We start from the raw sequence: 19,074 nt of genomic DNA, 5'->3' as shown, positions 1-19,074 counted from the left end.
TTTCTATTTTAAGGCGAAGTGCTGATGGCTGACAACGACAATAATCTAGTCTTTACCGTCAGCTCGGACATGTCCGCCGCTCAGCGCGGCTTGGCGAAGTTCGCGGTTGATGTCGGCGCATCGGCCGACCAGATCGCTCGAAAGTATGCGGCTGCCGGATCCAAGATCGATGGATCTGTCTCCGCTCTCCAGTCGCGTATCAACGGCGTGGTCGGTATCGGCGCGAAGGTCTCGAAGGAGTGGACCGGCGCACTGGCCGATCAGGGCAAGGAGCTTGAGCGCCTTCGTGCTCGTTACTCGCCGCTGTTCGCGACCATCAACAATTACAAGCAGGCCGTCACGGACATCCGGCGCGCCCATGCGATCGGAGCGATCTCGGCTAGCGAGATGGCAGCTGCAATCAGCAAGGAGCGGCAGGCTGCTCTCGCTTCGACGGCTGCAATTAAGGGGCGCAACGCTGCGCTGGCGGCAACTCCGGCGCAACGTAGCGCTGGCGGGAGCGGCTCATACCAGACCGCCAACATTGCGGCGCAGTTTCAGGACATCGCTGTAACGTCTGCTATGGGGATGAGCCCCCTGCAGATTGCGCTGCAGCAGGGTACGCAGCTTTCGTCCGTCCTATCGACGTTCGGAAACGGCAAAAGCGCGGTCGCAGGACTGGCAGCAGCGTTCGGCTCTTTGGTAAGCCCGATATCACTTGCCACCATAGCGCTGGTCGCCGGAAGCGCTGCCGCGATACAGTATTTTTCGTCTGTCGCCTCCGGTGGTGAACAGTCAGAAGAAGCCCTCAAGAAAGAGGCAGAGCTTATCCAGACAGTCGCCTCGAAATGGGGTGATGCGCTTCCTGAGCTCAAGAAATACGCCGACGAGCGTCAAAAGCTGCTTGATACGAAAGAGCAGAAGGACGCGGCCGCAGCGGCAGCCAATCAGCAGTGGTCTGACCTCCGCAAGACGGTTGGTGATGTCAAAGTCGCCTTCGTTGATGTTCGATCACAGATTGAGGCCGCCGGTGGCGACGCCGAGGCGATTAACGCGCTTCAAAAGTCGTTCAATGATCTGACGAAGGGAATTGCCGACGGCACAGCGACTGCTGAGCAGGCACGCACCGTGCAGAAGGCGCTTGCCGACCTTGCGATCCAAACTGGCGTTCCTGCAATTGCTGAGTTCGCGAAGACGTTCGACGGCCTCGCAACTTCCGTAAACGGCGTGGCTGATGCAGCCACTAGGCTGAAAAACGGCCCTCTGTTCAACGAGAATTTCGCCAAGAGCAAGCTTCCGACACTAGGGACGCTTGGCCCGGTGTTCTCCGACAACGGCAAGCTCATAACCGATCCGAATGAAATCGATCGGTACATGAAGCAGCAGGAAGACAATAGGAACCCAACAATAGACACCGGTAACGGTGTGCCGGTTCCCGTTCCGACGCCGACCGCTAAGCCGATCCAGCTCGGCGAGGAGCCCGATAAGGAGATTGCCAAGGCCGAGACTGCCGCAACCAAGGCGGCAAATGCCTATCGCGACCTGATCAAGTCGGCTAGCGACCGCATCGGCCAGGTGCAGCAGGAAATCGAACTGCTCGGCAAGTATGGCGTCGAGGCTGACGCCGCGCGCTTCGCCTTGGACCTCATGCAGCAGTCCGAGGACAAAGGGCGCTCGCTCTCTGAGGCCCAGCGCAAGGAGATCGAGAAGAAGGTCGAGCTCTACAAGCAGTATTCCGAGACGCTGGCAAAGGCTAAGCTGTCACAGGATCTTTTGCAGCAGCAGCGCTTCAACTCGCTTTCCAAGGAAGACCAACAGATCATCACGATGCAGCGCCAATATGGCCTGCCGGAGGATCTTGGAAGCGCAGAGGCGGGCCAGATTAGGCGGTCGCTGCGGACTGATGAACTTCGCAGTGATCTGAAGGATTTCGCGACGGATTTCCGGACCTCGCTGCTGAACAATGGCGGCGACATCGGGAAAGCGTTCGCGGACTCGATCGAGAATGCGCTCATGAACCAGGTCGCGAAGATCTGGGACAAGCTCTTCGATCAGATCATCAACGCGTTTCTCGACAGTGGATCGGGCAAAGCTGCGGCCAGCAATGGCGGCGGCCTCGGCGGTCTCATTGGCAGCCTTTTCGGTGGCGGGAGCGGCAAGGCAACAACGACCAGCACCGCTGTGACGTCCACTGCAAGCGGCGCGGTCGACAAAGCATTCTCGCTCCTCGGCCAGAACGAGACAAGCAATGCATCATCGATCAATTCCTTCCTAAAGCAGGGCGGCGTTGATCTGAATGCGGCTCAAACAGCTTGGTGTGCCGCCTTCGTCAACTCCTCGCTGGAGCAAGTAGGCGTCAGCGGAAGCGGCTCGAACGTGGCCAATTCGTTCCTGAATTGGGGAACGAAGATTGACCCGAGCCAGATCCTCAAGGGTGACGTGCTCGTGCAGAGCCGCGGTCTCGGCGCAAGCCAGTCCGGCGGCCATGTCGGTTTCGCTACCGGCGCTACCCGCCTTGTTGGTGGTCAGCAGCAGCTTGAGATGCTTTCGGGCAACCTCAGCAACGGTGTTGGCAAGAGCTGGGTCGATGCGATGGACGTCCAAGCCCGCCGGGCAACTGATGCGGCTTCGTCGCTAGGCAAGGTGGCGGAGACGGCCGGGACCGCGACGCAAGGACTTGGTCAGTTCGGCTCGGGTCTTGGCCAGCTTGGCAACAGCCTGAGTTCTGCCGGAAGCGGTGGTGGCTGGGGTCAGCTCGCCGGTGCTGCCAGCGGGTTCAACTGGTCGTCGCTATTCAGCCCGTCGTGGAAGCCGAACACCACGTTCGGCGCATTCCTCGGGCTTGCGGACGGTGGCCACGTATCGGGCGAGGGCGGGCCGACCAGCGACAGCATCCCCGCGATGTTGTCGAATGGCGAGTTCGTCGTCAACGCAGCGTCGACGAGAAAGAACCGCCGGCTGCTTGAGGCGATCAACTCCGGCTCAGTCGCTCACCTCGCGAAGGGCGGCATTGTCGCGCCAACTCTCGCCCCATCTGGCGGCTTTGGCCGTGGTGACGTCGAGATCAACGTGATCAACAAGAACGGCTCGCAGGTCTCCCAGACCAAGCGCAAGACGTCATCCGGCCAGGCTATCGACGTGGTCATCGACGACATGGTTGCCGACAAGATGAACCAGCCCGGCTCGCGGTCTCGCGGCGCCGTACAGTCGCAGTTCGGCTTGAAAACAGGACTAGCTAGACGATGACAGCAATCTGGCCAGACAGCCTGCCTAAGCGGTTCACCGTGGCGTCATATCAGGAAACGCTGCCTGATAACGTCATCTATTCCGAAGTGTCGATCGGGCCCGCAAAGGCCCGACGACGCACTACCGCGAACGTCTGGGATCAGACCGGCACGATGGTCATGACCTATGACCAGTATCGCGCGTTCCTGCGGTTTCGGTCGGAAGACGTTAGCGACGGCGCCAAGGCCTTCTGGTTCCCAGACCGGCTTGGCGGCCCGAACCTGCTGGTGCGGTTTAAAGAACCGCCTAAGGCGACGCTCGATGCCAACCTCTGGCAGGTGGCGATTACGCTCGAGGTGCTACCGTGAGCCGGACAGTCTCATCGAACTTCATCTCGGCGGCCAACGCGCAGGAGACGGACGAAGTCGTCGTCTGCCTCCTCACGGTGACACACGAGGAAATCCCTGAGCCGATCTACCTATCGAGCGACGCCACTGAGCGCCTCTCGGCGGATCCACTCATCTATGGCACGACGAGCCGTGGCAACCAGCATCTATACTTGCCGTTCGAGTTCACTCTTCCGGACGACAAGAGTGATAGCCCGCCACGGGTTATCCTGACTATGGACAACACCGACCGATCGCTGGTCGCGCTGTTGCGCTCAATATCGACGCCTGCCGATGTGCTGGTCGAGATCGTTCTGGCTTCAGATTTGAACCAGGTCGAACTCGTCATGCCGGCCTTGCAGTTGGGAGACGTGACCATCAACGAAGGTTCGATCTCGGCGACGTTGGTCGCTGACGCGCTCATCAGCGAGCCTTATCCTGCCGGGCTTTTCACGCCAGGCGCATTTCCGGGACTGTTCTGATGTCGCTGCAAAGGTTTGTTGGCATTCCCTATGTGCCCCACGGTCGTGACTACGCTGGCGCGGACTGCTGGGGGCTGCTGTTCCTCTACTACCGAGACGAGCTCGGCACGCCGATTCCTTCCTATTCGAGCGAGATGCAGGAACGCGAGTTCCATCGCAAGGATATCGGCCCGCTCATCGACGTGGAGATCGAGCGACTATGGGATCAGGTCGATGATCCGCAGCCAGGCGATGGTGTCCTGCTGCGGGCAGGGCGATTCAACACCCACGTCGGTGTTTTCCTTGGCGCTGGCAAGATGCTGCACAGCGAGGGCCCAGAGCCCTCAGTCGTGGTGCGGCTAGACGACATACGGCTGCGATCTCGCATCGCCGGATATTTCAGATTGAAGACCGACGGTTCGCCGCCGGCGTAAACAGGCGGTTCCCACATGCAGATTGCACGGAGTGTCGTGGCGCACAGCCACGTCGGAGAGATCATTGCGCCTGCCGATCTGGTCGATGTCTATATCCGCCCGTCGCCATTCCGTCAGGACAAGAAGCATTTCCGCGTACCGGCCGGCCTGACCGTCGGCGAGATGATCGAGAAGTGCGCTGCGCACGCCGGCCTCCATCCAGAGAAGTCAGCGCTGGTCGTCTCGCTGAATGGCCACAAGATTCCGCGCGCCAACTGGTCGCGCCTCCGCGCCAAGTCTGGCGTGACCGTCAATATCGTTGCCGTGCCGCGAGGCAAGGCTATCGGCAAGATCCTCGGCGCGATCGTTGCGCTCGTGGCGGCCGTCGTCGCGCCGTACATCGCTGGTGCGTTCTTCGCTGCCGGCACGACCGCATTCAGCGTGGCTACCGGTCTCATCGGCGCTGGCCTGTCCATGGCTGGCTCGATGATCGTGAACGCGCTGTTCCCGCCGCCCAAGCCGGTCAATCAGGTCGATAACACCAAGACGCTCTATTCGATCGGCGGGGCGCAGAACGAGGCTACGCAGTACGGCGCCGTTCCCACGATCTTTGGTACACATCGTATTTCGCCACCCTATGCGGCCGGCCCGTACACCGAGATCATTGGTGACGACCAGTATCTCCGGATGCTCTTCTGCGTTGGCTATGGCCCGGTCTCGATGTCCGACATCAAGATTGGTGAGACGCCTATCAGCAAGTTCGATGGCGTCACGATGGAGGTGATCGAAGATCACATCGCCACGCCGCCGACGCTCTACACGCAGCCGGTCTACGAAGAAGACGTCTCCGTTCTCATGGAGTTCGCCGACAGCTGGACGACCCGCACCACTGCGGACAAGGTGCAGGAGATCTCGGTCGACATCGCCTTTCCGAACGGTGTCTATCAGCTTCGCAGCTCGAACGGTGAGAAGGTCAATTACACCGTCGGCGTTGAGGTTCAGTATGCCGTCGCCGACTCCGGTGTTTGGGTGTCTGGTGGATCCGTCTCTCTGACGGCTAATTCCACACAGGCGGTTCGCCGTACTGTGGCCTGGTCGGTCCCGTCGGGGAAGTATGACGTTCGCGTGAGGAAGTCGACGCCTGACAATCCGTTCGTCGACGATCAGGTTTCCGAGGCGGTCTACTTCTCCGCTCTCCGTGGCCGCCGGCAGGTTCCCGCTATCAACTTCAGTAAGCCGCTTTCCGTCATCGCGATGCGGATCAAGGCGACGAACGAGCTATCTGGTGTCGTTGACAAGCTGAACCTGATTGCGAAGCCCCGCATCCGCGCGTGGAGCGGCTCGTCGTGGGTGAGCAACCAAATCACCAGCAACCCGGCCGACCATTTTCGTCATGTCCTTCAGGGCAACGCGAACGCCCGCCCGGTAGCGGATGCATTGATCGATCTAGCTGGCATCCAAGAGTGGCACAACTACTGCGCCTCTAAGGGGTTCACCTTCGATATCGTCGCCACTAGCCAGCAGTCGGTGTTCGACCAGCTGCAGCAGATCGCAGCAGCGGGCAGGGCTGCAGTTTCACTTCGTGATGGCAAGTGGGGTGTGGTGTGGGATGTCGAAGACAGCCCGATTGTTCAGCACTTTACGCCTCGCAATTCATGGGAGTTCTCATCCACCCGAGCATATGCTGATCTGCCGCACGGCTTCCGCGTCTCCTTCATCAACAAGGCGAACGGATACCTGAACGACGAGCGCGTCGTCTATGACGATGGCTATACAGAAGCCAACGCCACCAAATTCGAAGGCCTCGATTTCCCAGGCGTTGTCGACAAAGATCTGATCTGGAAGCATGGCCGGTACCATCTGGCCCAGCTCCGTTTGCAGCGCGAATCCTACTCGCTCTCAACCGACTTCGAGAACCTCGTCTGCACGCGCGGTGACCGTGTTCGCGTCAACCACGACACGGTCCTCTGGGGTCTCGGCGCGGGGCGCGTCTCGTATGTCAGTTCATCGCCGGACACAGTCGTCATCGATGACACGTTCCCGATGGAGAGTGGCAAGACCTATTCGATCCGCTTCCGTCTTGAGGACGGTTCTAGCGTGGTCAGGCAGGTCGCCGGGATCGACGGTGACTTCAAAACGTTCACGCTTGTCGGCTCTGGGGCGCTTCCGATGCGAGGCGACCTTGCGCTGTTCGGTGAGAACGGTCTCGAGAGTGTTGTCCTTCGCGTCAAGGGCATCACGGCGCAGTCTGATTTGTCTGCAAAGATCGAGCTGGTCGATGACGCGCCTGGCATCCTGTTGGCCGACAAGGGTGATATCCCGCCGTTCGAGACTGGCATCCCGCCGTTAGTGGATTATCGGGCTTACGCTCCGACTGGCCTCTCCTACACAGAGAGCATTTGGAGCACATCGCCGCCGACGTCAGCCCTCGCGCTGTCGTGGCAGGCTCCAAGCGTCGGGCGGGTGCAGAGTTACATCGTCCAGTACGCATCCAAAGGCACTGGTCTTTGGGTGGCCGGTGAATCGCCATCGTCTCCACGGACGGAAATCCGCGACATGCCAGCCGGCGCCTATGATTTCCGCGTCCGTGCGATATTCACCAACGGCCAGCTCTCGGGCTGGCTGACGGATGTCGTCAACGCGGCGATCTTCGCCACCGAGCCGGCCGATGTCACCGGCTTCGTGATCAACGTCACAGGCGACCTTGCGACGCTGCAATGGGATGCAATACCGCCGGAAACGGGGATATCGCATTACGAGCTGCGCTATTCGCCCGTCGCGTCGGCGCTGGTGACATGGCAATCCGCCCTGGTGCTGCGCTCCATCGTCACGACCGCGCAGGCGCAGGTTCCGCCGCTGAAGGGCGTCTATCTGGTCAAGGCGATCAGCTATTCGGGCCTCCAGTCTCGGAATCCAGCGATCATCGTGAGTACGATCGACGGGCTGACCGCTTTCAACGCGGTTGAGGAGCGCGAGGAAAATGCTCCGTTCGCGGGCGTCAAGACCGATGTTTACTTCGACGGTACGGCGCTCCGCCTCGATGTCATGGGCGATGTGTTCGCCCGGACGGACTTCTTCGAGGTTGCCGACTTCTTCCTGTCCGAGGGCGGCTATTTGGCCTCCGGAACGTACGACTTCGAAGACGTCATCGATCTCGGTGATGTCTACACCTCGCGGGTGTCGGCGCAGATCAACGCTTTCGGCGAGTGGTCAAGCGATGACGTCTTCGCCTTGCCTGACATCTTCGCTCGCGAGGACTTCTTTGGCGGCGTCGGAAGCCTTTGGGATGTCCGTATGCTGGTTTCGGTGACGGATGATAATCCGGCGCTCTCGCCGGTGTGGTCAGACTGGATGCCATTCATCGCAGGTGACCTTTCGGGCAGGGCGTACCGTTTCCGCGCGGTGCTGGAAAGCAAGCAGGCCGACGTCACACCGGTCGTCGAAAGCATAGTCGTGACGGTGGACATGCCGGATCGCGTCATTGCCGGCAATGACATCGTCATCCCGAGCGGAGGCCTCGCCGTTCCGTTCTCGCCCGCCTTCAAGCACCTGCAAGGCATCTCGATCGCCGCGCAAGGGCTGGCGACCGGCGATTACTACACCATCACCGGCAAGACCGAGGCCGGATTCACCATCGCATTCAAGAACGCCGCGGGCGGGAACATCTCCCGCACGCTCGACTTCGTCGCAAAAGGTTATGGAATCGTACAATGAGCCAAGCAGCAAGCTGGAGTGTGCCACTGAATGGCCCGGTCGGGCCTACCCTGTATTCTCAGAGGGTAGACGAGAGCCTCGACGCTCTTCTAAGTTCGCATAGCGGCTCGTCGCGACCCCCATACGCGGAGGCGGGTACAGAGTGGCTGTCGAATGCGACAGCTGGAAAGCTGAAGCGCTATCTTTATGACGGCACGAACGACACCCTGATTTCAACGCTGGACGTCGCGACAGGAAAGTTGACGTTCGGAGCATCGTTGTCCGACGATGCCCTCGCCGCAAAGGCGCCAAAATCTGTCTTCGCTTCAAAAAACGCAGGTTATACGGCTGTCGCCGCCGATGCTGGTGCCACGATCCGCTTCACAGCTGCAGCCACTTTGGCCCTTGCAGCTGCGGGGTCCCTAGGCAACGGGTGGCTGCTGGAAGTCGTTACGGATGGCGGTCCCGTTACGATCGATCCCAACGGGACCGAGACGATCAACGGGCTCGCTACATGGGTCATCCCAAACGGTTCGATCGCGCAGATCATCTGTGATGGCTCGAACTTCTTCCTGAAGGTTAAGCCGGTGGTGTGGGAGCCGGTGCAGGGTGGTGTGTTTAGTGGGGCGGGTGCTTCTTCCTTCGCGCTCACGAACCTTGGGGCTTACGCACGTTTCCGCATTACCGGGACGATGTATGCCTCGGCGTCTGGGGTTGCGATTACCATGCAGACCAGCACCAATAACGGAAGCAACTATGACGGCGGTGTGAGCGACTATACATACCAATACTTCGTTTCCTCATCCACCACGAATGGCGGCGTTGCGGCGAACGCGCCAGGTCTACAGATTGTCGCTTCGTCGAACCCAAACGCAAACGACGGGGGAAATGTTGACGTTCTAGTCAGCCGGTTTAACACCGCAGAATATATGCAGGTTCTCTGCCGAGGGGGCGGGCAGGATCCAGCCAATATCTATCTCTCTCACGTCTTTGGGAGAAGGAACCAGGCCACGGCGCGCAACGCATTCCGCCTCCTGCCTAGCTCCGGAACATTCACGTACAACCTGAAAATCGAAGGGTCGCTTATATGATCAAAATGGTTGGAAACGAAGCGGTTCAAATGACCGCAGAAGAGATAGCTGCGTTCGAGGCGGAGCGGGCGGCGCTCAACGTTCTTCGGGTCGAAGACTATCAAACTGCCATCCAAGCGATGGTCGATGAGACGGCTCGTTCCAGGCAGTTCAACGACGGCGTGACGATGGCCTCCTATGTGGCTTCAACCGTCGAACCTTGGGCCTCACAGGCGCAGGTGTTTGTCGCCTGGCGCGATAACGTCTGGCAGTACGCCTATTCGGAGCTTGCGAAGGTTCAGGGTGGCGTTCGTCCTCAGCCGACGGTCGCCGACTTCCTCCTCGAGCTGCCCGAGATCGTCTGGCCGTAAAGGATCAATCACATGTTCTGGCTTATCCTTCGGCTCGCGCCCGAATCGGTCGCGGTCTATCCCTTGCTCGTTCCTATCGCATGGCTGATGACGCTCGCCTCCTACGCGCTGTCACCGGTCATTGCAGGCATTTCCATAGCGACCGGCAGCAATCAGGTTCTCTGGCTTGGCTGGTTTTACACGCACGACGCCAGCCTTGATGGTGGGATCGAACAGGGGAAGGACGGTTACGATCCCGCTGCGACCGGGTGGAAACTCTGGTGGCAGCGGGTTTCGTGGATCTGCCGTAATCCGGCCTACGCCTTCGTGGCGGGCCCGCTCGGCTTTTCCGCCGATGGATCGACCATCATCCTCGAGAGCGGCGAGTCCTATCCACCGGTCTCCTACTGGACGGTGATCCGTCTGAAATCCGGCTTCCGGATCTTCGGCTACCGCCACAAGACGCGCTGGCTTGGCTGGAAGTACACGCCGATCGCCGGCCGCCATCAGCTCAAATCGAAACCCTTTTAAACGGAGCCCGACGTGACTGATTATGTGCGCGGCGTCAGCCGCACCCGCGAAGAACTATCGCCTCAGATCCGGAGATTGCTAGCCGCCAACATGGCGGCTCTAGAGTAATTACCAGCTAAGGGACCGGTTCACGTTCTGCATAACCCATCCTAGCGATGCGGAGCGGAAGAACGGATGCCATGGCTTTGGCGCGATAAACATCATCCGACCTGATCCACCCTCCCAAACCACAACGACTTCCCCGCGAAGACCTGCGCTTCGCGCGGCGACTTTGATCTGAGCGACAGCCGCATTTTGCTGCGCCGGCGACTTCATGTCGAAGTTGTCGTCCAGAGGGACAATGATCATGTCCTGACCCTGCTCGCGCACGTGAGCAACATCCAGCTTTGGCATGTGATTCCTTTCTCCACAGGAGATAAGAGCACCACAGCGTGCGCCGCAAGTCGATTGCAGCTGTCGGATATCCACAACTCTAAGTGAGAGAATAATGAAACTCGTCAGCAACCCCTGGCGCGTCCTCACGCGCTCATACGCGCTTTGGTGCGTCTACGGCGCGGGACTGGCTGAAATTGTCCCGTATGCCGTCCCCTACCTCGACGCATACATTCCGACATGGCTGTCGATTGCGCTTTTGTTGGCGTCGCCGTTCCTCCGTGTCGTTGATCAAGGAGGGCTTGGCCACAATGGCTCCTATAAATAAAATCCGAGCCAGTGCCCGCGGCAAGCAGGCAATCGCCGCCGCCGTGCTGGCCGCAATGCTTGCCGGTGGCGGGTCGTTCTTCGTCGAACCCGCTGCTCCAGTGGCTGTGATCCTTGCGACCGATAGCCTGATCAAGCCGTGGGAAGGTCTCGTGCTCAAGTCGCACTGGGATCCATACGCGAGGATCTACGACATCTGCTACGGCGAAACCCGGATCAACGGCAAGCCGGTCACCGCTGGCATGTCGTTCACCAAGGCGCAGTGCGACGAGATCCTCGAAAAGCGCGTGTACAACGACTATTACCTGCCGCTGACGAAGTCGATCAAGGGCTTCAAATCGTTCCCGACGAGTGTGCAGGCCGTCCAGATCTCTGGCGCATATAATTTCGGCGTTGGCGGCATGGCCAACTCCACCGCCGCTCGACTGGCGACGCAGGGCCGTTATCGGGAGGCCTGCGAGGCGCAGACCGCATGGAACCGGGCAGGCGGCCAGGTAGTGCAGGGGCTCGTGAAGCGCCGCGAAATGGGCGACGCCCAGCGCATCGGCGAGGCCGAACTTTGCGTCTCCGGCCTGTCTGCCGACGGCAAGAGCGCGGCGACTGGTGGTGGCGCATGATCGCATTCCTCACCAGCAAAGTAGGTGGCTACCTTATCGGCGCCATCGCCGCAGTCGCGCTCGTGTGGTGGGGCTACAGCTCTATCTACAACGCGGGCTACGAGGCTGCGACCGCCATCAAGAATGCCGAGATCGTTGAGCTCAAGGCCGCCGCCACGGAAGCGCGCGACAAGGAGGCAAGCCGTCAGGTTGCCGCCAACAACGCCGCCAAGGCGCGCGAGGCCACGCGCATTGCGGAGATCCAGGCCGAAAACCATTCCCTCGAAGACAAAATCAAGGAGCTACAGCGTGAAGCTAGCGAAGATCCTGATGCTGGCCGCGTTGTGCTTGGCGCTCCCAGCGTGCAGCGCATCAACAAGGTCCGATAGACTGGTTGTTGCACCAGCGCCGCCCGTGCTGACGAAGCCGGACAGTGTGCTGCTGGAGCTGTGCAAAGGGCCCGTCGATCTGGGTGACAAGCCGCTACCCCAATGGCGGCTCGAGCAGTTGTGGATCACCGACCGCGAGCGGCTGCTGTCGTGCGCGCGAAAGCATCTGGCTCTGCGCGATTACTACGCCGACCGCGACCAGCTGCTTTCGGAGTTGCCGGGTGTGCGGCCGGCCGCGGCGTTGCCCAGGAGGGCGGCCAAATGACCCCAGAGGATCTGATGAAGATCATTGTCTTCTTCCTGACGGTCGCTGGCGCTGGCTGGGGCATCTGGTGGAAGATCGACGGAAAGCTGACTGCAGCCCGCACCGAAGCTGCCGCGCAGGCAGCCGGCGCTTCTGCGCTGGCATCGTTGGCTCGTGAGGAGCTTGCATCGCAGAAGCTTTACGTGGCCGAACACTATGTCACCAAGCAGGGACTGCAGGAGCAGACCGGGCAAATCATGCGAGCAATAGAAAGCGTCGGGAACCGCATCGACTCCATGAGTGATCGTCTTGATCGTGCTTTCGAAAGTCAGTCCAGACGGCCTGCGGCGAGGGGGTAATCCGACAACTTGCTAAAAAGCCAGTGAACGCCTATATTTGCGTCAGGAACACGGGTAATCAGATTAGATTATTTTTCTAATTTTCAGGCAAAATACGCCTGGGAAGGTTAATGCCCAGTGGCATTAACCTCCCAGGTAACCTCTTGTCAACGCTCGTCCTATAAATTAAACAAAAAGTTGAATTCAATGCTGCAACATTGTCGCATTGAACACGTTAGGTATCGTGTATATCTGAACGTGGATCCGCAGATTCTCTGTGGCTGTGCCTAACATACCGCAGCGGTTAGGCATCGGAAACTCGCTGCTCGATGGAGCTGGAAATGGATAACCAGATGGAGATCGCGAAGCATCAGCTTTTTGCTGATGACGAGCTGAATGTATCTGACGTTAAGCTGTATCCTGGCACGAGCCGGGATATCGAACCACAACGTATGGCAGAAGAAGTGAATAAGGCGCTTGCACAACTTGCATCGGGCAATTACACCATCATGACAGATGATGAGTACTAATTGCTCGGGAAATTGAATGTCATTTCGCCTTCTTTATGACGCTAGACAGCAGAAGCCTGACTACATCAACAGAAATGTTATAGCTGATATGATCTTGGGGATTACTAAAATCCCCAAGATTTCAGTCGCTATTGTAGACATTGACCCCGAGGTATGCAGGGGTCTCTACCTATCCGCTAAAAATTCCCAGCATCACCTTGTGCGTCAGCACGGGAATCATGTCATTGCGGTTGCTCGCGAGCTAAACCGGTGCTGGCAGCGCTTCATTTGCGTTAAAGAAATGATGCACATGTTTGCGGATCCTGAGAAGGCGGCTGATCAGGGCCACCTGTTTGAGGCGCTGCTTGAGGATTTGTCCAACCAGAACTCATCCGGCGAAATAAGTCCGCAATTGCGTTCCGAGTATAATTGCTTGTGGATGGCGTTGGCAACAATTTGTCGCGAAGAGAAGCGGCTTGAGTATCAGCAAATGAAAGAGCGGAACGAGATCTCTGACTATCAGATTGCGCTCGAGCTAAAGCTACCACAATTCCACGTTAAAACGCTTTTCCATCCTCGCTACCGGGCGATTGTGGACGGAATTCTCGACGGCCGCTAGCCGCACATAGAATTCGCTAGACTTGAGCCGCCTCTCCTTAACCGGGGAGGCGGCTTTTTGCGTTTAGGCTGACGGCAATCGCTGCGGCTTCGGCCCGCGCAGCGTTAGTCTCTTTGTGTGGATAGTGCTCGTAGCACCACCAGCGCGTCTCGACGTAGCGGCCAGTTGAGAAGCCATGGCCTCCCCACTTCTTGCACCCGCCGACGGAGCACAGGTGGACCTGCGGGCCAGACATCGTCTGCATTGGCCTATCGAGATCGCTCATTCCACTAGCTCCAATTCGCCGGGGAGAGACTTCCATCCCCTAGCCGTCGCACGCTGCTCTGCCTTCTTCTTTGCCAGCTTGCGGGCCTCTCCGACCCCATTGGCCCATACCGTCACCCGCAACGTGGCCGCCTGAAACACAAAGCGGCGAAGGTGTTTTTTGCAGCCAGCCGTATAGCCAGCGCGGAAAGCCTGCTTGGCGACACGGGGATCCATGCCCGCACGGGCATCCATGGGTAGCGTATCCCACCAATCGTCAAAGGGGTCTCGCAGCTGTGGCTTGGGGCGATCGAGCATGGATTGCTCCGTACTTTTGTTCCGTTTTTGTTCTATCACGCAAGAGACCTGTGAGTCCAGCAAGATACAAAAAGCCCCGCAAAAAGGCGGGGCTAAGCGCAGATGTCCAGAGTGGCCAGGGGGCCACTGACATGGCCGGGCTGCAAGCCGGCTTGGAGCATGGAAGTTACGCGCTGCGACGTTTTCAGTTGAGCGTCCGTCGGGCCGTGTTCGCCCGAGGCGGCGAGTAACGACCGATAGAAACAAGATATTGAGCAATCTCGGAGAGCAGGTGATCGCGTCGACCATATTTTTCGCCGATAGCGAGGATCTGCGGTTCTACAGCTTTGTAGTCCTCAGGGGACAAGTCGGCATCTCCGAAAAGGAACCCGGTCCCTCCCTTTACGGCGACGATATCGCAGCCCGTATCAGCGACATCCTGAACGAAATTCGGGATCTGATCTTCGGTCATCATCTTCATGAGTATCTCCTCCTCGTTGCGGTGACTATGCAGGTGCAATCAGTGTTTGCCAAGCCACGCATCTGCGGGTGAGGCGAAAAGTCTAGTTTCGCCAAGGCATTGATTTGACTCGGAACGAATCACTCCGTCACCAGTTGATTCGCATCAATGTCAAAGGTGCAGCGTCATGGCCAGCTTTTCCAGAACACCGATCGACCCTCTGGAAGTCGAGATCCGAGGCGTCGGTCAGTATGCTCCAGCCGAGACCGTCGAGGAGATGATCAAGTTCCTGACGTCGGAATGGCCGGACAAGACGAAGCCCGGGTTTCACAGCGCGCTGGCTCGGTCGATCGATGCCATGGCGATGGCAGCCGAGCCCGCTGCGGCCCGCGCCGCCTTCGTGGATGCTGCACACGCTGCCGGCATGCATATCCTACCTGACGACATGGCTCAGATCCGGAAGGCGAGCTAATCGCAATGGTAAGAGCCAAGCCTCTCCAGTCGAGCGACAAGCCGCTTCGTAGCCGCGCCCGCAAGCCTCGCGACCCAGCGCAGCCCAACCTTCCACTTGATCCAATGCCGGCTCGCATCGAGCCATGCCTTGCTCTGCTGAAGCAGAAGCCGCCCGTAGGACCTGAGTGGGCGTTCGAGGTGAAGTGGGACGGGTACCGCCTGGCGGTCCACATCGAGCCGACAGGCGTCCGGATCCTCACCAGAGGCGGTCACGACTGGACGCACCGCTTCCCGCTTATCGAAGCCGCTGCAAAGGCGCTTCCCGTCTCCACGGCCATCCTCGACGGCGAGGCGGTCGTCCTGGATGACCAAGGCAGATCAGACTTCAACATGCTGCAGCAGTCGCTCGGCGGGCGAGGCGGAAAGCTGACTGCCCGCGATGCCATCTTCACGGCTTTCGATCTGCTTTATTTCGACGGCCACGACTTCACCAACACCGAACTTTCCACGCGTCGACACCTTCTTGAGACGCTAATCCCGGCCGATGGTCATGTTGCCATCAGGCTGTCAGAGGAGGCCCAGGCCGACGGTGCTTCGCTCTTCCAAGCGGCTTGCGAGCATGGTCTCGAGGGGATAATCGCCAAACGTCTCGACAGCACCTATCGTTCAGGCCGCCTCGGTGATTGGCTCAAGATCAAATGCGTTCAGTCCGACAGCTTCATGATCGTCGGATATGAGCATTCAATGTCGGCGCGGGGAGGGATCGGCAGCCTGCTCCTCGCTGCACGCCGCGGCGACGAGTTGGTCTATGTCGGATCGGTCGGTACCGGCTTCACCGAGCGCGTGGCGGCGGATTTGCGCAAGACGCTCGATAAGATCAAGCGGAAGACGCCAGCGATTGCGTACGGTGGCCGTCGCAAAAATCTGGTCTGGGTTCGACCCACCCTTATCGCGGAGATCGAATATCGCGCGTGGACGAGGGACGGCAAGCTCCGGCATGCATCCTACAAGGGGTTGCGTGAGGTGCAGGACAATGCGGCGGTCTATGAGATCTAGGTCGAGCTACTTCTTGTGTTTAAACAGCAGCCCCATCGGCGACTTTTTTAGCTCGACGTGGGCGTTGCGCAAGTCTCGGAATTTTGCTGGAATTTGTCTTATCGTGGGGGCATCTATCAACTGTGTCGCGGCGTATGCGCCAACGCCGAAAAGCGGAGTTCCAGTGATCGCTGCGGCAATTTCCACTGCCCCTACGGCAACAAGCGATCCTATGTCGAAGCCAGCGAACTTGATTTTCCTCTGTGTCAGCTTCTTAACTTCAGCGCCGTGGCGATCGAACGCATCCCTGATGTTCTCAACGATCTTGTCGCTTGAGCGAAAATAGGCGGTCGGACGCTCGCGCGCAATGTCGTCGACGCCGGCCGAAAGGACGGTTCTGATTTCCTCGAAGGCTCCAACCTTGCGCATTTCGATGAGCGCGGCGGGCGGAATTTTCCCGAGCCATTGAGCCTCGCCTTCTCTCGCGTGCTGGAGGCCCCTCACCATATGAAGATGCGTCCTGTCATCATCATCGAGAGCGGAGTTGTACTCAAGCTTCCAGCTGAAATACTTCCAAGAGGTTGGGGCATCGATAAGTGGCGTACCCATAAGGTATCGACTTTTCAGCAGGATGTCAGTCGCCTGTCCCATTCGGGCTAAGCACTGGCCTGCAATCATTAGACCGGCGTTACTGTCACCCGTGACCGGCGACCACTCGGAGCCCAGTGACCTGCGGACTTGCTCCAACTTCGAGCCACCCCACTCCGTATCGAAGACGAGTCTGCTCGGGTCAGCCAGCGCCTCTACTGCCAACTCGGGGGTCGAAAGAGTTCGCGCATAATCGAAGAGATCTTCGACATTTTCGAAGCTCCTGCCAAAAACATGCGCAGCGTGCTTTAATCCATCGACCTCTGTTATGTGTTTCAGGAATTTTTCTTCCGCATCATCCACGGACGATCTAAAGGGCGCAAAAACAACGATCGGCTTTTCAAGATCAGCTAACGCCATATCGCGGTAGCCAAGGACGTTGATCGCATGCTTTGCGAAGTAGTAGACGCGCCGCTCGGGGGAGGCCATATCGAACACATGTCTGGAATGCCAGAACGGGTCTGACAGGACAATTGTATCCGTGTAGAGGCCCACGGAGCTCGCTAAGTTTTGCTCATACGAAGGGAAAAGGTCACCTCCATAGACTGCTTTCGTGCCCTGCAGGTCTTGAACATGATAGTGAACCGCATCTGCGGCATCTCGCCAAAAGTTTTCGAGAACTTCCAGGAACTGAGGAAGCTGTTTGTTTATCCCCGTGACCGCTTCCACATCCCGAGATAGTGCCATTGCAAACTGGTGCGCGTTAAGGCCATGCTCTTTTGCTTGCCGAGCAAGGTCACCGCAGTTCAACTCGACGAAATCGAAATAAGTTCTCGAAACATCAATGAGTGATATCGATTTTTTATCCTGCTCTCTGTTGTGGACATGCGCGGCGGCGAGAGCCATTGACCGTACGCGGCCGTCAACGGTGTCGAGATCAATCTGACCGTCAGGAAGGCTCCTTACCGCCTTGAGAGACTGTTCGATACCATCAGCAATATCAGATGAAATATGTACTTCGCCTGCCTCAAGCTTTGCCTTGAGCACCTCAAGCCGCCATCTGAGGTTGGCTTCATATTCTTGTTTCTCTTGATCAGTTATCGATTCCATCCAACGCCCTTGCCGCCATTATTTTTATCAATCCACACCGATTTCACATCCGTGGGAAAAATGGCGTTGCCTGTTGGAGCGCCATGTAGCAGTGTCGTCGTGGCTGTCGGCGAGACCATCATTCGCGATGATCTCGCCACCGAGGAGCCACCTAGCGCGGGAGAGTGCGGTTTGCCTGCAAGCCATTGCCGCATTCCCCGCTGCCAGGACTTGTAGCGTAGGCAGGTTCGGGGCACGAAATCAAACGAATCGAATGCAATATTCAGCGTAAAATTGAGTTTTCCCACGAATGCTCACAGGTATCAGGTGTCCCGATACGGGAAAGCTACCTTGACTGATCGCGCAGTGCCCTACGCGCATCACTTTCTCTCTGCATTCGATCAAAATCATCCTCATCGCTCTCACGCGTGAGACCGCTGATCTCATCAAGGCGAGCGTCTATCGCCCTCTTGTCCCATTTTCGGGTTCCTGGCACGGGAGGCGGCATTTTGTCCTGCGCTACCCAAAGGCTGAACGTGGACTCGGCGATGCCAAGGTAAGCTGCTGCTTCCTTGCGGCCAATCAGGCGAGGGCCGTCGGTCACCCTAGCCGCCCGCACCAGGAGGCGCATCATTGTCCATGAACTCCGGGTATTGAACGACTTCCTTTTCGTTGACGTCGATCGACATGCCAGAAGGCGTTGCCAGTCGGACGCCCGGACCGCCAGAGCCGCTGTAGTTGCCGTCGACGAAGGAGATGCCGGCATTCTTCAACGTTGCCACCACTGAAGCGACATTGTTGCGCATACCTTCGACAGGACCAGCACTCGCTTCCATGCGCCGCAGCGTGGGCGCCGAGAGGTTGGCCATCTGCGCAAGTTCGACTTGCCCGATGCCGAGTAAAGCCCGAGCCGCGGCCAGCTGACGTCCGGTAACTTGATTAAAATCGCTCACAATGATAAATATCGCTTGACGCGTCCCCTATTGATGGTAATTACTATCACCGTGATCGAAATTAATCAACGAGGAGCCACTGAAATGCCAGCCGCACAGATGCACATCGACAGAATTTCGCTTCCGCGCAGTCTCGTAGGCAGACGAATGGTTAGAACCTACACAGCGTCCTTCCGCTTCCACATCGGCGAGCTTGTCGCTTGGGGAGTGACCCCGGCCATTATCCTCGAGCGTAGCCGTTCGGCCATGGGCCATGAGATTTATAAGATTGTCACCTTCGACCGAGAGCGGCCGTTTCGCACCGTCCAAGGCAAATTGCTTTTCAAGACACAAACGAATTGAAACCCCCGCGGGGGAGAGCCGGTGCTTGATACACCGGCTCTGCCGGGCGGCGGTGGCGACTAGACGCCGTCGTCCGGTCCACCTTTCCTGCTGGCGTGCCGCCCTGCGCCCA

23 protein-coding genes are annotated in these 19,074 nt (G+C 58.5%); 18 read left to right on the top strand and 5 right to left on the bottom strand.

All coding sequences use genetic code 11. From position 1 onward, the window contains the following. The first annotated feature begins 24 nt into the window (after positions 1-24). From J5286_RS14550 to J5286_RS14515, 8 genes are read left to right on the top strand one after another with little or no spacing between them, the layout of a single operon-like run. Positions 25-3,225 carry a phage tail length tape measure family protein gene (locus J5286_RS14550; protein ID WP_209190956.1) on the top strand — a complete coding sequence of 1,067 codons (3,201 nt, stop codon included), beginning with the start codon at positions 25-27 and terminating at the stop codon, positions 3,223-3,225. Further along, the gene (locus J5286_RS14545) at positions 3,222-3,572 is read left to right on the top strand and encodes a hypothetical protein (RefSeq protein WP_209190954.1); all 351 of its coding nucleotides are present in this window, start codon (positions 3,222-3,224) and stop codon (positions 3,570-3,572) included. Before J5286_RS14550 ends, J5286_RS14545 begins: the two co-directional genes overlap by 4 nt. Then, the gene (locus J5286_RS14540) at positions 3,569-4,072 is read left to right on the top strand and encodes a DUF1833 family protein (protein ID WP_209190952.1); all 504 of its coding nucleotides are present in this window, start codon (positions 3,569-3,571) and stop codon (positions 4,070-4,072) included. Before J5286_RS14545 ends, J5286_RS14540 begins: the two co-directional genes overlap by 4 nt. After that, positions 4,072-4,485, top strand: coding sequence for a C40 family peptidase (locus tag J5286_RS14535; RefSeq protein WP_245206037.1), 414 nt, complete (start codon positions 4,072-4,074; stop codon positions 4,483-4,485). Before J5286_RS14540 ends, J5286_RS14535 begins: the two co-directional genes overlap by 1 nt. A 15-nt stretch (positions 4,486-4,500) precedes the next feature. Continuing rightward, positions 4,501-8,178, top strand: a complete 3,678-nt coding sequence (locus tag J5286_RS14530) for a host specificity factor TipJ family phage tail protein (RefSeq protein ID WP_209190950.1) — start codon at positions 4,501-4,503, stop codon at positions 8,176-8,178. Beyond that, positions 8,175-9,248 carry a hypothetical protein gene (locus J5286_RS14525; RefSeq protein WP_209190948.1) on the top strand — a complete coding sequence of 358 codons (1,074 nt, stop codon included), beginning with the start codon at positions 8,175-8,177 and terminating at the stop codon, positions 9,246-9,248. The genes J5286_RS14530 and J5286_RS14525 overlap by 4 nt, the downstream gene beginning before the upstream one ends. Positions 9,249-9,277: 29 nt before the next feature. Beyond that, positions 9,278-9,598: a hypothetical protein gene (locus tag J5286_RS14520; protein WP_245206028.1), complete on the top strand. Its 321-nt coding sequence runs from the start codon at positions 9,278-9,280 to the stop codon at positions 9,596-9,598. A gap of 12 nt (positions 9,599-9,610) precedes the next feature. After that, the gene (locus J5286_RS14515; protein ID WP_209190944.1) at positions 9,611-10,108 is read left to right on the top strand and encodes a DUF7338 family protein; all 498 of its coding nucleotides are present in this window, start codon (positions 9,611-9,613) and stop codon (positions 10,106-10,108) included. Positions 10,109-10,216: 108 nt separating this feature from the next. Here J5286_RS14515 and J5286_RS14510 read toward each other — a convergent pair whose 3' ends face one another. Beyond that, positions 10,217-10,501, bottom strand: coding sequence for a hypothetical protein (locus tag J5286_RS14510; RefSeq protein ID WP_209190943.1), 285 nt, complete (start codon positions 10,499-10,501; stop codon positions 10,217-10,219). A 94-nt stretch (positions 10,502-10,595) separates the two neighbouring features. Here J5286_RS14510 and J5286_RS14505 point away from each other — a divergent pair, with 94 nt between their 5' ends. The 7 genes from J5286_RS14505 to J5286_RS14475 all read left to right on the top strand — a co-directional run bounded on the left by J5286_RS14505 (position 10,596) and on the right by J5286_RS14475 (position 13,502). Beyond that, entirely contained in the window at positions 10,596-10,808 is a 213-nt protein-coding gene (locus tag J5286_RS14505) for a hypothetical protein (protein ID WP_209190941.1), read from the top strand. Next, complete coding sequence (locus J5286_RS14500) at positions 10,792-11,424, top strand: lysozyme (protein WP_209190939.1); 633 nt, start codon at positions 10,792-10,794, stop codon at positions 11,422-11,424. Before J5286_RS14505 ends, J5286_RS14500 begins: the two co-directional genes overlap by 17 nt. After that, complete coding sequence (locus J5286_RS14495; RefSeq protein WP_209190937.1) at positions 11,421-11,792, top strand: hypothetical protein; 372 nt, start codon at positions 11,421-11,423, stop codon at positions 11,790-11,792. Before J5286_RS14500 ends, J5286_RS14495 begins: the two co-directional genes overlap by 4 nt. Before the next feature lie 25 nt (positions 11,793-11,817). Beyond that, on the top strand, positions 11,818-12,057 hold the full coding sequence (locus J5286_RS14490; protein WP_348529269.1) for an anaerobic dehydrogenase: 240 nt from the start codon (positions 11,818-11,820) through the stop codon (positions 12,055-12,057). Then, the gene (locus J5286_RS14485) at positions 12,054-12,395 is read left to right on the top strand and encodes a hypothetical protein (protein ID WP_209190936.1); all 342 of its coding nucleotides are present in this window, start codon (positions 12,054-12,056) and stop codon (positions 12,393-12,395) included. The genes J5286_RS14490 and J5286_RS14485 overlap by 4 nt, the downstream gene beginning before the upstream one ends. Positions 12,396-12,715: 320 nt before the next feature. Beyond that, entirely contained in the window at positions 12,716-12,904 is a 189-nt protein-coding gene (locus J5286_RS14480) for a hypothetical protein (RefSeq protein ID WP_209190934.1), read from the top strand. A gap of 16 nt (positions 12,905-12,920) precedes the next feature. Next, positions 12,921-13,502: a hypothetical protein gene (locus J5286_RS14475; protein ID WP_209190932.1), complete on the top strand. Its 582-nt coding sequence runs from the start codon at positions 12,921-12,923 to the stop codon at positions 13,500-13,502. Positions 13,503-13,763: 261 nt separating this feature from the next. Here J5286_RS14475 and J5286_RS14470 read toward each other — a convergent pair whose 3' ends face one another. Both J5286_RS14470 and J5286_RS14465 read right to left on the bottom strand, forming a co-directional pair. After that, the gene (locus tag J5286_RS14470; RefSeq protein ID WP_209190930.1) at positions 13,764-14,063 is read right to left on the bottom strand and encodes a hypothetical protein; all 300 of its coding nucleotides are present in this window, start codon (positions 14,061-14,063) and stop codon (positions 13,764-13,766) included. Between the two features lie 184 nt (positions 14,064-14,247). Further along, positions 14,248-14,523: a Y4lK-related protein gene (locus J5286_RS14465; protein ID WP_209190928.1), complete on the bottom strand. Its 276-nt coding sequence runs from the start codon at positions 14,521-14,523 to the stop codon at positions 14,248-14,250. Between the two features lie 166 nt (positions 14,524-14,689). Between J5286_RS14465 and J5286_RS14460 the strand changes: the two genes are divergently transcribed. Continuing rightward, a complete protein-coding gene (locus tag J5286_RS14460) occupies positions 14,690-14,974 on the top strand; it encodes a DUF982 domain-containing protein (protein WP_209190926.1) in 285 nt (94 codons plus the stop codon). A gap of 5 nt (positions 14,975-14,979) precedes the next feature. Next, positions 14,980-16,011, top strand: a complete 1,032-nt coding sequence (ligD, locus tag J5286_RS14455; protein WP_209190924.1) for a non-homologous end-joining DNA ligase — start codon at positions 14,980-14,982, stop codon at positions 16,009-16,011. Positions 16,012-16,017: 6 nt separating this feature from the next. Here ligD and J5286_RS14450 read toward each other — a convergent pair whose 3' ends face one another. Next, the gene (locus J5286_RS14450; RefSeq protein ID WP_209190922.1) at positions 16,018-17,688 is read right to left on the bottom strand and encodes a hypothetical protein; all 1,671 of its coding nucleotides are present in this window, start codon (positions 17,686-17,688) and stop codon (positions 16,018-16,020) included. A gap of 584 nt (positions 17,689-18,272) precedes the next feature. Further along, on the bottom strand, positions 18,273-18,536 hold the full coding sequence (locus J5286_RS31230) for a hypothetical protein (RefSeq protein ID WP_245206027.1): 264 nt from the start codon (positions 18,534-18,536) through the stop codon (positions 18,273-18,275). A 168-nt stretch (positions 18,537-18,704) separates the two neighbouring features. On the opposite strand from J5286_RS31230, the gene J5286_RS14440 reads away from it, so the two are divergent. Beyond that, positions 18,705-18,962, top strand: a complete 258-nt coding sequence (locus J5286_RS14440; protein WP_209190921.1) for a hypothetical protein — start codon at positions 18,705-18,707, stop codon at positions 18,960-18,962. Positions 18,963-19,074 lie beyond the last annotated feature (112 nt).

Source organism: Rhizobium sp. 16-488-2b, assembly GCF_017741815.1.
GTDB lineage: Bacteria > Pseudomonadota > Alphaproteobacteria > Rhizobiales > Rhizobiaceae > Rhizobium.
This window is presented reverse-complemented; position numbering and strand designations above follow the sequence as displayed.

Coding starts and splice junctions, on each gene's coding strand:
- J5286_RS31230 (WP_245206027.1), bottom strand. CDS start 18,536: ATGGCCAACCTCTCGGCGCCCACGCTGCGGCGCATGGAAGCGAGTGCT.
- J5286_RS14465 (WP_209190928.1), bottom strand. CDS start 14,523: ATGAAGATGATGACCGAAGATCAGATCCCGAATTTCGTTCAGGATGTC.
- J5286_RS14550 (WP_209190956.1), top strand. CDS start 25: ATGGCTGACAACGACAATAATCTAGTCTTTACCGTCAGCTCGGACATG.
- J5286_RS14485 (WP_209190936.1), top strand. CDS start 12,054: ATGACCCCAGAGGATCTGATGAAGATCATTGTCTTCTTCCTGACGGTC.
- J5286_RS14475 (WP_209190932.1), top strand. CDS start 12,921: ATGTCATTTCGCCTTCTTTATGACGCTAGACAGCAGAAGCCTGACTAC.
- J5286_RS14525 (WP_209190948.1), top strand. CDS start 8,175: ATGAGCCAAGCAGCAAGCTGGAGTGTGCCACTGAATGGCCCGGTCGGG.
- J5286_RS14510 (WP_209190943.1), bottom strand. CDS start 10,501: ATGCCAAAGCTGGATGTTGCTCACGTGCGCGAGCAGGGTCAGGACATG.
- J5286_RS14460 (WP_209190926.1), top strand. CDS start 14,690: ATGGCCAGCTTTTCCAGAACACCGATCGACCCTCTGGAAGTCGAGATC.
- ligD (WP_209190924.1), top strand. CDS start 14,980: ATGGTAAGAGCCAAGCCTCTCCAGTCGAGCGACAAGCCGCTTCGTAGC.
- J5286_RS14500 (WP_209190939.1), top strand. CDS start 10,792: ATGGCTCCTATAAATAAAATCCGAGCCAGTGCCCGCGGCAAGCAGGCA.
- J5286_RS14505 (WP_209190941.1), top strand. CDS start 10,596: ATGAAACTCGTCAGCAACCCCTGGCGCGTCCTCACGCGCTCATACGCG.
- J5286_RS14450 (WP_209190922.1), bottom strand. CDS start 17,688: ATGGAATCGATAACTGATCAAGAGAAACAAGAATATGAAGCCAACCTC.
- J5286_RS14545 (WP_209190954.1), top strand. CDS start 3,222: ATGACAGCAATCTGGCCAGACAGCCTGCCTAAGCGGTTCACCGTGGCG.
- J5286_RS14535 (WP_245206037.1), top strand. CDS start 4,072: ATGTCGCTGCAAAGGTTTGTTGGCATTCCCTATGTGCCCCACGGTCGT.
- J5286_RS14470 (WP_209190930.1), bottom strand. CDS start 14,063: ATGCTCGATCGCCCCAAGCCACAGCTGCGAGACCCCTTTGACGATTGG.
- J5286_RS14530 (WP_209190950.1), top strand. CDS start 4,501: ATGCAGATTGCACGGAGTGTCGTGGCGCACAGCCACGTCGGAGAGATC.
- J5286_RS14520 (WP_245206028.1), top strand. CDS start 9,278: ATGACCGCAGAAGAGATAGCTGCGTTCGAGGCGGAGCGGGCGGCGCTC.
- J5286_RS14515 (WP_209190944.1), top strand. CDS start 9,611: ATGTTCTGGCTTATCCTTCGGCTCGCGCCCGAATCGGTCGCGGTCTAT.
- J5286_RS14495 (WP_209190937.1), top strand. CDS start 11,421: ATGATCGCATTCCTCACCAGCAAAGTAGGTGGCTACCTTATCGGCGCC.
- J5286_RS14440 (WP_209190921.1), top strand. CDS start 18,705: ATGCCAGCCGCACAGATGCACATCGACAGAATTTCGCTTCCGCGCAGT.
- J5286_RS14480 (WP_209190934.1), top strand. CDS start 12,716: ATGGATAACCAGATGGAGATCGCGAAGCATCAGCTTTTTGCTGATGAC.